Consider the following 12,139-nt stretch of genomic DNA (forward strand, 5'->3'; position numbering starts at 1 on the left):
TATGGATACAAAACTACGTTGTATAGTTATTGATGATGAGCCCATCGGAAAAGAGTTGGTGGTAGACTTTGTAAAAACAATTCCTTTTCTGGAGCTTTTAGCTTCGTTTGAAGATCCTTTAAATGCGCTTACTTATCTCCAGTCCAACGAGGTTGATATTATTTTCAGTGATATTCAAATGCCAAAAATTAACGGAATCGATTTAATTCGTTCTCTTCCGAAGCAACCTGCGATTATTTTTATCACGGCGCACCGGGATTTTGCACTGGAAGGTTTCGAAAATGGCGTAGTAGATTACCTGGTCAAACCAGTAGCTTATGACCGTTTTTTAAAAGCGGTTAATAGAGCAAAAGATAAAATTCAAGCAAATTCAAAGCCTACTGACGTTTTACCTGGGAAAAGTTCAGAGGTCGATCGCTTCTTTATCAAGGTGAATGGAAAATTGGTCAAAGTGATACTGGATGATATTTTATACGTGGAGGCGTTAGGGGACTACCTAAAGATTGTCACGAATACAGAATCACTAACAACGCTCGCAACATTAAAGTCAATGGAAAGCATGTTGCTGCCTCCTAAATATTTCCGGTTACAAAGATCTTTCATTGTGAAAATAACTGCTATTAAATCCGTTTCCGGCAATGTGGTAGAACTTAATAATGGAAAAACTATTTCAATTGCACTTACTAAAAAAGATGAATTGTTCGGCTTACTGGGGATTAATTAATCCGTTAAGTTACTTATTGCTTCCACAAATTGTTGGTGGGTCATATTCTTGGTTAGTGTTCCAACTTTTGTAATCTCATTTCCACTAAAATTCCGCGATATGATATTGTCGGAAAGGAAAGATGATATTACCAATACTATTCCTCCATTGTCCATACAGCTTGTAAGATATTCTTGATCTTTATTAACAGAATCAATATCCCAAAAGATGATTTGGCCAGTTTCGTTGCTCTTTTCATCTTCAGATAATTTTAAAAAAGGAGTTTTGTTAATAAACTCCTTTAGTTTGTAATGAAGTATGATATTATTTGATAGTATGTTGCAGTTTATCCACATAAATAATTACTGAAAAATGGTTGTGCTGGTACCTAGAGAAGTTGGGTTGGTTGATAAAAGATCTCCGTTTGGTGTTGAGGTAGCATAATTTTTAATTACTTTCCTTTTGATAGTCAGTTTTTGATTTTGTACTTGTGGTTTCATAATATTTGTTTTTGTTTTAATTTAATAAACTCCTTTAGTTTGAAATGAAGAATGATGTTATTTTGATAATATGTTGAAGCTTATCCACCTAAATAATTACTAAAAGAAAGTTGTAGTGGTGCCTAGAGAAGTTGGGTTGGTGGATAAAAGATCTCCGTTTGGTGTTGAGGTAGCGTAATTTTTAATTACTTTTCTTTTGATGGTCAATTTTTGATTTTGTACTTGTGGTTTCATAATGTTTGTTTTTGTTTTTGTTGTTGTTTTAATTTCTGTAGCAAAGATGCGTTGTATGAAGCGCCAAGACAAAGTGTATCGGTAGAAATGGAAAATTGAACGATGAAATAGAACTTTCCTTCGATAAGTTATTTTGAAGCTGCCAATTATCATTTGAATTTACTGATTTCAACAGTTACTTTATGAGAATTGACCGTTATAAGCTTTTTTCGTCCTATTTAAAAACTTAAAGAGTCGAACTTTCTTTGATGTAGGACTTTTGACTCGCTGGAGTTCTTTTATGTTATCAATAGAATAGTTAAGTAATCTCTCTCTCTCTCTCTCTCTCTCTCTCGTATAAAATTCGTGATAAGTTCATTTTTTAAGATTTTTTTTAGGACTAAGTCGGTATTTTTATTTAAATTCGAAGATTAAATACAGTACTATGAAAAAAATGATAACGACGATGCTTTTCGTTGCTATAGGAATGAGTGTAAACGCTCAAATCAATCTTGGAAAAATGACAAAAGCCGCTTCGAAGGGAATTTCAGCACTTTCATTTTCTAATGCAGATGCTCAGAAATTAGCGAAAGAAGGAGTAGCTTGGATGGATAAGAATAATAAAGTGGCAGGTGCGAAAGACCCTTACACCATCCGTTTAAAGAAATTGTTTGCTAAACATCAAAATGAAGATGGACTGCCCTTGAATTATAAGGTGTATTTGGTTTCAGATATCAACGCATTTGCTTGTGCAGATGGTAGCGTGCGTGTCTTTTCATCTTTGATGGATGTCATGAATGATGATGAACTTTTGGCAATTATTGGTCACGAGATTGGTCACGTTAAAAATGAAGATTCTAAAGATGCGGTGAAAAGCGCTTATCTTAGAGCAGCAGCAATGGATGCAGCTTCCGCGTCTTCCTCAACGGTTCAGACCCTTAGTCAAAGCCAGTTAGGGGAATTTGCTAACAGTATCTTGGATGCAAAACACAGCAAGAAACAAGAAAGCCAGGCAGATGATTATTCTTATGACTTCATGAAGAAGCATAATTATAATGTCGTTGGAGCATATACTGCTTTTAAAAAATTGGCGTTGCTTGGTGGTAGTTCAAAATCAACATCATACCAGAAGATGATGAGCTCTCACCCAGATAGTGAGAAAAGAGCGCAAACAATCAAAAAAAGAGCAGAGAAGGATGGCGTTTGGAAAGATCCGGGTGAAGTAAAATTACCTACTGAAAAATTAAAGAAATAAAAGAGTTTTAGAGATTAAATATTGATTGATAATAAGAAGCCAATGCAGAGTTTTTCTGCATTGGCTTTTTTTAGTAATTGATCAACTTGATGGTCTAGCTTGTTTTTATATAAGAAAAGCAATTTTTATGTTTTGTAATGAATTACATTTGTAATAACTATTGTGCGATAAAAAGAATTAAAGCGGGATTTCCTTTAGGATCTCCCGCTTTTTAGTACTTTAGTTTTGCATCCAATGATTACCGTAAATATCATCATAAATAAATGCTAATAACTAGTAAATTTTTTAGCATATAGGTTGTTATTGTGTTATTTAGCTGTAGTTCGCTTCGTGAAGTGTCAAATATTATGCTTGCTTATGAAGGAAATCTTAATCATTTAGGACTAAGATACTTTACCGCGAAATACATTATCGGATACTAATAAGCGAAGATCCTCTGCAATCTTATTCAAATTTTGGAAAAACCCCAACTCAAAATGGGAAGAAATAAAAACAAAAAAGCCATCAGTTAATTCTTTTTGATCCTTAAGGAGGATAATATTTTAAAAAGACAAAGCAGTTCCATTGAATACTAACCTAACCCCGGCTTATTAACTAGTTTAGATAGTAATGATAAGGTACATAGCGCTCATCTTAGTGCTATTAAATATAAGTCTAATAATTTTTATTGTATTTTAAAGAATTAATCACTTTAAGTGAATTGTGATATTCTTAAGAAGGATTAATTGTGTTTTCATTATGAACAATATTTGTAAATACGATTAATTATCTAGATTTAATAAAGTAAATTTGTTTAAAATAAAGCATAAAATGAAAAAATTAGTTTCAATTCTAATACCACTTATTTCTGTTGGTATTTTTGGACAATATGTTGAGGTAGGGCAAGCTAAGACATATTCAGACAAAGTCATGGATTTAAAGTTTAGAGATCTCCAACGGATTACTTATAATCCAGCTGATAAATCGGTAAAAGGAACGCCTTATATTTATCCAGATTATGTTTTGGGAATGGTAGAAGGTTTCCCTGAGACTTATAAGATGCGATATAATGCCCATTTAGATGAGGTTATTTTCAATACAGATGATGGCGATATGGCACTTTTAAAAGAAAGTCTTTATAGCACGGTGCACTTTAAATCAACTAAGGAAACTCTTAAACTAGTAAATTACGTTTATGAAAATAAGGAGGTTCTGGGATATTTATTTGTAGTTGCAGATACAGCAGGATTAACAATTTTTAGAAAGAGTACTATTGCATTTTTACCATTTGTTCCTGCTGCAAATTCATACTATCCCGATTCACCAGCTACTTTCCGAAGATTGGGAAATATCTATTTTATAAAAAATCAAAATTCTCAGATAGAACAACTACCTAGTAATAAAAATAAATTGATAGCGATGTTTCCAGAAAAAAAAGAAGCGATAAAACAATATTTCAAAAAGAACAAAGTCAATTTATCAGAGGAAAAAGATTTGAAAAAATTATCAGAAATTCTGTAATTTTAATTGTTGCCAGTCGCATTTCATCTGGCTGAATAGATGTCTGGAAATATTCTAAGTATTGTCCATTAACACTTCATTAGAAATATTACGATCGGCGACGTACAAACCAGATAAGTTATATTTAAATTATATCAGCAATTTGCTCTTTCAATGGGAGTCCATTTTTCATAAAACAATCCTTTACCACACCATTAAAAGAAGATTTCCACTAACCTTAATTAAATTTTAATCTTAACGAAAAAAGCACCAAAAAAACCTGTAAATTAGTAATTTACAAGGTTTTCTGTGGATTTGTGGGGAAGTGAACCTATTGTATTAAAACGATACCTATATTTAGAAAAAGAATTTTGGAACGAACTACCGGAAGAATTTATGACCATTTATAAAGACCAATTTTCTTTGGTTAAAAAAGAGAAAAATGGTTATCGCATTTATTCAGAGATAGAGCAAAGTATTTCAGAAGAAGAATTATTAAAACATTCTCAAAACTTGGTGATGCTTTTTGAGAACATTGATAACAAGCAACTATCTAAAAAGAGTGCAATAAACAATGATGTTTTTTACTCATTTTATTGGGTATTTATGTTGTTTTTAATTTTTTTCTAAATGATTGGGTAGGTTTTACTTTTAATATCGTTTCTCTTATTAGTATTTATATTGCCTACGAAATCTTTTCAGAAAAATTTGGCAAAACTTCCGTAGCATTAAATACAATTTGTGGCAATACAGAGAAGAATACCAGTTCACAAAAAATAAACTCTTTGAATGATTTTTTAGAGAGTGCTCTTCAATTCTATGGAATACAAATAAAACACTCATCTGTTTAACATATTTGTAAGATACATTCTTTTACTTCCAAACGACATTTATATTCTACGATAAAATTTTAAATTTAATCCAATTAGCATCCAAAAATAAAAAACCCTGTAAATCAACGATTTACAGAGTTTTCTGTGGAGTTGGAGGGAAATGAACCTATTGTATTTTATTATACATCATTTTACATAAACCTACTATATATCAATATTTCACATATATTTGCATAAGTGGATATATGTCATTTTTATGTCTAAATATAGAATAAGTAGCACCTAAAGTAGCACCTATGAATTTTACGTACAAATTAAAGGAACCCAAATCCGAGAAGGAAACTTTGATTTATTTTCGTTCATATTTCTTAAATGAGAATAAAAATTTTATTTATTCCACTGGCGAAAAAATTATTCCTTCAGAATGGGATTTTGATAACAGGCAACCAAATGACCTTAATGGAAGGACTAAAAGAGCAGAAAATCATAGAAGTATAAAAAAGCAATTGGATAGATATAGTTGTTTTTTCACTGAAATAGTAAACAGATATAAAAACATTAATGAAGATCTTACTTTAGATATTCTCCGTCAAAGATTTAACGAAGAATTTAAAAAAATACAATCAAAGGATGATTTTTTTCGAATTTACGATGAATTTATAGAGGAAAAAGAAAATGATTTTTCCGGCAATGCAATTTCCAATTCGACTCTTAAACGTTATAAATGCAATAAAACATTGCTTGAAGATTTTGAAAAGAAGGCGAAGCATAAATTATCTCTTGGTAAATTCGATGAAAAAACGTTCAATAAATTTTTGAAATTTTGTGTGGAAAACCGGGAACATTCAGCAAATACAGTGCACCGAAATATTGGATTATTGAAAACCTTTTTACTTTGGGCATTTAATAAAAAATATAGTTTTAATAACAGTTTTGTAAATTTTAAAAAACCGCCTAAATTTAGAACTGATGAAATTGCACTTAACATAGAGCAAGTTGAAGAAATTTATGCACATGATTTTTCTAAAAATAAAAAGTTTGAAAGAGTTAGGGATTTATTTGTATTTGGATGTGTCACAGGTATGCGATTTGGAAATTACAGTACTATTTCAAAAAACGATGTGCAGGGAGATTTCATAAGAGTAATTGATTTGAAAAGTAAATCAAAGAATCTTTCGATTCCATTAAATAATATCTCAAAATCTATTCTGGAAAAATACGACTATCAACTGCCGAGCATTTCAAATCAGAAAATGAATGAGTATATAAAAGAAGTTTTTGAGGAATTGAAATTTACTGATGAAATTAAGAAAACAATGAAGTATGGTGATCAGTTAATTGAAAAGAATACGGAATTTTATAAAAGAATTTCATCGCATACAGCACGTAGAAGTTTTATTACCATCATGAAAAATAAACGAGTGCCGGACAAAGTTATCATGAGTTACACTGGACACACTAGTTTGGAGGTTTTTAATGGTTACTATAGACCAAGTGAAGATGATAAAGTTAGTTATATGAACGAAGTTTTTAAATAATCATGGACGAAAAAAAATTATATGGTCGTTGGTTTCTTTGGGATGAAATAATTGGGATTCCAATGATGATATATTATTGGATAAAAGGTGAAAAAATTCAAAAAATGTTAGAGAACAGAATACATGTTGCAAAAGAAAAATCCAAAAATATCATCCTAACAGAAAAAACAAAAAATGAATATTTGATTAAATATGAAAAATTAAATAATTTTTTCAGTTTACATTTCAAGGTAATAGAAAACTCATCAAAGCATAATTTTCAAGAGAAAATTGATTATTGTTTACGTGAATACAAAAAAGAATCTTCAAAAATATTAAGTTCAAGCAACTTAATGAAATTACAAGAAAATTTCTTGAACGGTGCAGAATCTACTCTCTTACTTTATTTTGTACTAGATCAAAAAGTAAAGAGAGAAATCAGGCTATCTGATATAATTATAGGAGAAAACAATTCAAAAATTTTCATTGATTTTTTGAAAAAGAAAAAGTTTATTGATGAAAATGGTAATCTTTTAGTAGATCAGAAATCTTCTTTTATAAGAATACACAGATTTTTAAAGGACAACCACATTATTAATCCAGATTTTCAAGACACTACAATCATTGAAGCGATGGAAAATGAATATCATAATAATTTTGATAAAGGCACTTTCTCTAGAGCAATAACCGTTAAACCGACTGATTTTGAAGAAGGTATATATATGGAATTATCAAAAATGTTTGATTTTAAGTATTAAACTTTACGAAATTGAGTAGAATTGCATAATTAATTATCTCAATCACACACTTTTGCTGGTAGAAATTTTAATACAACAAAATTATGCTAGTAAATCCATTCCAAACAATTCTAGATGAATTAGGAGAAGTAAAACAACTCTTACATTCAATTCAAAAAGAACCCGAATTAGAACTTAAGAAAAAATTCTACTCATTCAAAGAGGCGTCAGAAATTCTTAAAGTAGATTATCAAACCGTACGGTCACACGTTCTAAAAGGTAACATCAAAGCAGAACAATTAGGTAGATTTTACAGAATAAATCATCTTGATTTGATGGCAGCTTTAAAAGATGTGAAATCACTTAAATACAAAAGATAAGCACCACACTTAAGACTTGTGGTGCTTTTTGGTTTTTATTTCTAACCTAAAAATATGATTCCGAGTGGTTCATATTTCAGAATACTCAACAATTTATGAATGATAGAGCAGTTAAATTATCTGAAATTTCAGACGATGAATTTCAGTCCGGATCGTCTCATATTCTCAACGGATTACTAGAAGATTTAAAGCTAGTTTCAGGCAAAAACATATTCCCTGGAAGTATTTTTCCACCAATTATGCAGAAACTCATTGCTGAATTAGAAACAACATTAAATTTTTCTCCTGATTATACATCGGCTTCAATTTTATATGCAGTTTCAGTTTCGATAGGGAATAGAATCCAACTGAAAGTAAAAAACAGTTGGTTGGAAAAATCGAATTTATATATGGTTCTCGTCGGCAGAACGGGCGATGTAAAAAGCCATTCTGTTTCATTTTGTCTAAATCCTTTAATGAAATTGGACAAGCATAATTTTGAAGAATACCTTTTAAATAAGAAAGAATATGAACAATTGCCAGTTGAAGAGAAATCTAAAACTACTGTTCCGGTTCTTCGGCAATTATTGTTGAATGATTTTACACCAGAAGCATTTGTAAAAGCACATTATTTTAATCCGAGAGGAATTGGATTATATACTGATGAAATTGCAGGCTTCTTTAATTCTTTCAATCAATACCGGAAAGGCAGTGAAGAAGAATCCTATTTGTCGGCTTGGAGTGGAAAACCAATTATAAAAAATAGAATTTCTGGTGATGAAATGAGAGTTGATAATACAAAAGTGGATATTATCGGAACCATGCAGGAAGGTATTTTGTCAAGTGTTTTTCAGTCGAATAAAATGAAAAATGGGTTTATCGATCGTCTTCTTTTTGTGTTGCCGCATAAATACGTGGACAATAAATGGAATGATCTGGATTTAGATGAGAAATATATTGAATGGTATTCAGAATTTATAAGCAAAATTTATAATCTGGCCGAGAATTCAGAAACTATATTGGAGTTTCAGCCTAATGCAAAAGAATATTTGTACAGATGGCAGAATAGCCAAAAAAACGATTTTGATTTCGAATACCAAAGAGGAATTTCTGTCAAACTGCAACAATACGTTTTGCGATTTTCAATTCTAATCGAAGTAATGTACTCGATTTGTAATAATGAGAAACTTACTACAATTTCTTTGAAAACTTTAAAATTAGCGATTAAATTACGAGATTATTTTTTTGAAAATGCAGTCCGTGTTTTTGAGATTATTGATAACACTTATTATGATTCACTCACCGAAATACAAAAAAATGTGTTCGACAAACTTCCGCAGCAGTTCAAAACCGGAGAAGGAATTGAAATAATTTCAAAAGAAGATCTCATGAAAATTAGAAGTTTTAAAAATTTCTTAAAAGATGAAAAACTCTTTAAAAAAATCGCTCATGGGATTTATGAAAAACAAGTTTTTTAGATAGAGTTATTAATTCACTACTGCACTATTTGCACTATTGCACTTTGACTTTTAAAATACTGAATATCAAATATTTAATCATTTTTCAAAATGCAGGAAAGGGCATAAAATGCAATTTGGTATTTTTTGAAAGTGCAGAAAGTGCAACGAAAGTCCAATGAAAAACACACGTTAATTACCCATGAATAAAGGAAAGTGCATAAAATGTAGAAAGTGCAAGTATGAATAGATACCGTTTTATTTTAGACCCAAGTTCCAAGAAATATAAATGTCCCAATTGTGGAAAATTTTCATTGGTAATTTTCATTGATACGGAAACAGGAGAACTCATGGAAAATTACGGAAGATGCGATAGAGAATCGAAGTGTGGATTCTTTTATCATCCATCAAAAGATGGTTTTAAAAGTTGTAAAAGCTCAACGGTGGTAGATCATTCAACATATGAATTTTTTCCTTCTTTTCATAAAAATGATTTGGTAGAAATATCAATAAGGAATGATAATAATTTCCTGAAATATTTAAGGTTTTTATTAGGGAATTTGAAAGCAAAAGAGGTTCAAGAAAAGTATAAAATCGGAACACTTCCCGAATTCAATAATGGAACAATTTTCTGGCAAATTGATGAACAAAAAAAAGTGAAAGCAGGAAAAGTAATTCAATATTTTGAAACAGGAAAAAGAACAAAAAATATTACATGGATGCATCAATTTTTAAAGATGAAAAAAGAAATTTCAGATTTTAATTTATCACAATGCTTGTTCGGTTTGCATTTAATCAAAGAAGATAAATCAAGCATAATTGCTTTGGTAGAATCCGAAAAAACAGCATGCATTATGAGCGTGATATTTCCAGAATTTTTATGGTTGTCCTGTGGTGCAAAAGGTGAGTTTAAATTGAGAAAATTGGAGCCATTAAAATACCGAAAAATCATCGCATATCCCGATTGTGAAATTCAAAAAAATGGTACAACTACCTATCAAGAATGGAAAAGAAAAGCAGTTGAATTTAACAGATTAGGATTTGAAATTTACGTATCAGATTTGCTTGAAAATGAAGCAAGCCTGCAACAAAAAAAGCAAGGAATCGATATTGCAGATTTTTTTATGAAAAAAGTAAATGGGACATAGGTAAACAGGTTTTATATCGAGATGTGCCGAATGCGCTACAAATCGTTCCGACTTTGCATCTTTTCGGCAACTCGTTTTTCTCCCGATGGTCAAAAAAGAAAAAATTGCTTCACAATTTTAAAATAAAAAACAAACAAATTAAATATGAAAAATAAAGAATTTAGGTTCAGGGTTTCGCCTCTTGAACATCAAATTATCAAAAACAAAATCACAAAAACTGGTCTTTCTATTTCAGAATTTTTGCGCAGACTTTCTTTGGGTTTAGAACTCAAAAATAAATTGACAGATGATGAAATTGAATGCTACAAAAACCTCTCAAAATTTGCCGATAATTTTCGACGAATTTCGAATTTATTTAAGCTTGGAGATGTTACAGGAATGAAAAATGAAACCCTTGAAACTTCCAGATTAATAAGAAAACATATGGAAAAATTGAAGTAAAATGATCGGAAAAGCAAAATCTTGTATCGGTGGTTTTTCACTTTTTAATTATGTTTTTGATGACGAAAAAGGAATGGAATTATTGCGAAATAATCTTTGTGGCGAAACACCAGTTGAACTTTTTCAAGAAATGAAAATCTTACAGAATTTGAATCAAAAAGCAACCAATAAACTCATTTCCTTGGTTCTTTCTCCTCATGTAAATGACGGTAAAAATTTAAGTAAAAAGGATCTTGAAAATATCACAAGTGAATTTTTGAAAGAGTTAGAAATAGATGTCGAAAAATCTCAATTCATCGCATTTTTACATACAGAAAAACTTCATCGACATATTCACATTCTTTTAAATAGAGTAGATGAAAATGGGAAATTATTCCAGGATCATCATATTGGGAAAAAAGCGCAATGGTCTGCTCACAGAATTGCAGAAAAAAATGGATTGATTTCCGCGAAACAAATTAGAATTGATAAAATAAAAGCATCAGAAGACATCAAATCTGATTCTAAAAATTTAAGAAAAGAAATCTATCAAAAACATTTGAAGGTGATGGATTCTAAACCAATGACAATGGAAAAATATTTGGCAGAAATGCTGAAAAAAAATATAAAATTTATTCCAACAATCAACAAACAAGGCGAAATGCAAGGCTTTCGAGTAAGAGATATGGAAAATCAGACCGAAATGAAAGCAAGTGAAATTCACCGAAATATGGGATTGAAAAACCTACTGGATTCGGGATTGTTTTTTAAGGACGGGAATTTCAATATAAATAACACAATGCAAAAATTGAATCAAGATAACTTTCAAAAAATTGAAAAAGATTGGAGTAATGCTGAAAAAAAGAATAACAGTTTTATCTCCCAAAATATTTTTACTCCAAGTCAATATATTGTAGATCACACCGAAGATGAATTAAAGAGAAAACGTAAAAAAACATTTAGAAGATAATATGGCACAAAAATTAAAATCACAAGATTTGATGGAACTATTCAATGCGAAACTTGATATAGCGATTAAGAAATTCGATTTGAATGAAAAAATAATTTCCACACTTGATAAGAAATTGGAACAGATAAAAAATACACATCTTAAAATAGAATATGAACCACTCGGTAAAGTTGTTGTAGAAAATGATAAAATGTTTAAGGATCACAGGAGTGAATTACTAAATATATTTGAAAAACAGATTTCCACTATGAAAAATGTTTCTAAAAAAGAAAACAAATATCAATTTTACTTTTATGGTGCTTTGACTATTCTTTTGTTTTTGTGTGCCTCATTTCTTTCTTATGGAATAAATCAATATCACGAAAAAAAAGATGCTGAAAAGGAAGTGAAATTCTATTCAAAAGAAGCCCTTCGACGTAATGAATATTTAAAAGAAAAGAATTTGACTGAAAAATATGAAAATTGGCTTGAGAGTAAAAGAAAGTAAAACGTCTAGAACACCAATCCAGAAACTTACTATTTTAAAGCAACTCCAATTCTACGTTTAA

General features: G+C 30.3%; 15 protein-coding genes. 12 read left to right on the plus strand and 3 right to left on the minus strand.

Translation table 11 applies throughout. The annotated features are described in order from the left end of the window. Position 1: 1 nt before the first annotated feature. On the plus strand, positions 2-724 hold the full coding sequence (locus FNJ88_RS08415) for a LytR/AlgR family response regulator transcription factor (protein WP_143852757.1): 723 nt from the start codon (positions 2-4) through the stop codon (positions 722-724). Here the strand turns inward: FNJ88_RS08415 and FNJ88_RS08420 are convergent. The 3 genes from FNJ88_RS08420 to FNJ88_RS14515 all read right to left on the minus strand — a co-directional run bounded on the left by FNJ88_RS08420 (position 721) and on the right by FNJ88_RS14515 (position 1,437). Further along, on the minus strand, positions 721-1,059 hold the full coding sequence (locus tag FNJ88_RS08420) for a hypothetical protein (RefSeq protein ID WP_143852758.1): 339 nt from the start codon (positions 1,057-1,059) through the stop codon (positions 721-723). The genes FNJ88_RS08415 and FNJ88_RS08420 overlap by 4 nt on opposite strands. Before the next feature lie 6 nt (positions 1,060-1,065). Continuing rightward, positions 1,066-1,203 carry a hypothetical protein gene (locus FNJ88_RS14315; RefSeq protein WP_185145794.1) on the minus strand — a complete coding sequence of 46 codons (138 nt, stop codon included), beginning with the start codon at positions 1,201-1,203 and terminating at the stop codon, positions 1,066-1,068. A 99-nt stretch (positions 1,204-1,302) separates the two neighbouring features. Continuing rightward, positions 1,303-1,437 carry a hypothetical protein gene (locus tag FNJ88_RS14515; RefSeq protein WP_262711451.1) on the minus strand — a complete coding sequence of 45 codons (135 nt, stop codon included), beginning with the start codon at positions 1,435-1,437 and terminating at the stop codon, positions 1,303-1,305. 424 nt (positions 1,438-1,861) lie between these two features. Between FNJ88_RS14515 and FNJ88_RS08425 the strand changes: the two genes are divergently transcribed. From FNJ88_RS08425 to FNJ88_RS08475, 11 genes are all read left to right on the plus strand, one after another. After that, positions 1,862-2,671 (plus strand): M48 family metallopeptidase, encoded by an 810-nt coding sequence (locus tag FNJ88_RS08425; RefSeq protein ID WP_143852759.1) that lies wholly within the window; start codon positions 1,862-1,864, stop codon positions 2,669-2,671. A gap of 810 nt (positions 2,672-3,481) precedes the next feature. Further along, positions 3,482-4,171 (plus strand): hypothetical protein, encoded by a 690-nt coding sequence (locus FNJ88_RS08430; protein ID WP_143852760.1) that lies wholly within the window; start codon positions 3,482-3,484, stop codon positions 4,169-4,171. A 288-nt stretch (positions 4,172-4,459) separates the two neighbouring features. After that, positions 4,460-4,780: a hypothetical protein gene (locus FNJ88_RS08435; RefSeq protein ID WP_143852761.1), complete on the plus strand. Its 321-nt coding sequence runs from the start codon at positions 4,460-4,462 to the stop codon at positions 4,778-4,780. A gap of 499 nt (positions 4,781-5,279) precedes the next feature. Further along, positions 5,280-6,521, plus strand: coding sequence for a tyrosine-type recombinase/integrase (locus tag FNJ88_RS08440; RefSeq protein ID WP_143852762.1), 1,242 nt, complete (start codon positions 5,280-5,282; stop codon positions 6,519-6,521). A 2-nt stretch (positions 6,522-6,523) separates the two neighbouring features. After that, the gene (locus tag FNJ88_RS08445; protein WP_143852763.1) at positions 6,524-7,258 is read left to right on the plus strand and encodes a hypothetical protein; all 735 of its coding nucleotides are present in this window, start codon (positions 6,524-6,526) and stop codon (positions 7,256-7,258) included. A gap of 83 nt (positions 7,259-7,341) precedes the next feature. Next, positions 7,342-7,617: a helix-turn-helix domain-containing protein gene (locus tag FNJ88_RS08450; RefSeq protein ID WP_076387289.1), complete on the plus strand. Its 276-nt coding sequence runs from the start codon at positions 7,342-7,344 to the stop codon at positions 7,615-7,617. A gap of 95 nt (positions 7,618-7,712) precedes the next feature. Further along, on the plus strand, positions 7,713-9,074 hold the full coding sequence (locus FNJ88_RS08455; protein ID WP_143852764.1) for a DUF3987 domain-containing protein: 1,362 nt from the start codon (positions 7,713-7,715) through the stop codon (positions 9,072-9,074). Positions 9,075-9,295: 221 nt separating this feature from the next. Continuing rightward, complete coding sequence (locus FNJ88_RS08460; RefSeq protein ID WP_143852765.1) at positions 9,296-10,201, plus strand: DUF6371 domain-containing protein; 906 nt, start codon at positions 9,296-9,298, stop codon at positions 10,199-10,201. Positions 10,202-10,345: 144 nt separating this feature from the next. Next, positions 10,346-10,642 (plus strand): plasmid mobilization protein, encoded by a 297-nt coding sequence (locus FNJ88_RS08465; RefSeq protein WP_143852766.1) that lies wholly within the window; start codon positions 10,346-10,348, stop codon positions 10,640-10,642. Between the two features lies 1 nt (position 10,643). Then, a complete protein-coding gene (locus tag FNJ88_RS08470; RefSeq protein ID WP_143852767.1) occupies positions 10,644-11,591 on the plus strand; it encodes a relaxase/mobilization nuclease domain-containing protein in 948 nt (315 codons plus the stop codon). A gap of 1 nt (position 11,592) precedes the next feature. Beyond that, on the plus strand, positions 11,593-12,078 hold the full coding sequence (locus tag FNJ88_RS08475) for a hypothetical protein (protein WP_143852768.1): 486 nt from the start codon (positions 11,593-11,595) through the stop codon (positions 12,076-12,078). Positions 12,079-12,139: the final 61 nt, after the last annotated feature.

It is taken from the genome of Chryseobacterium sp. SNU WT5 (assembly GCF_007362475.1).
Taxonomy (GTDB): Bacteria; Bacteroidota; Bacteroidia; order Flavobacteriales; family Weeksellaceae; genus Kaistella.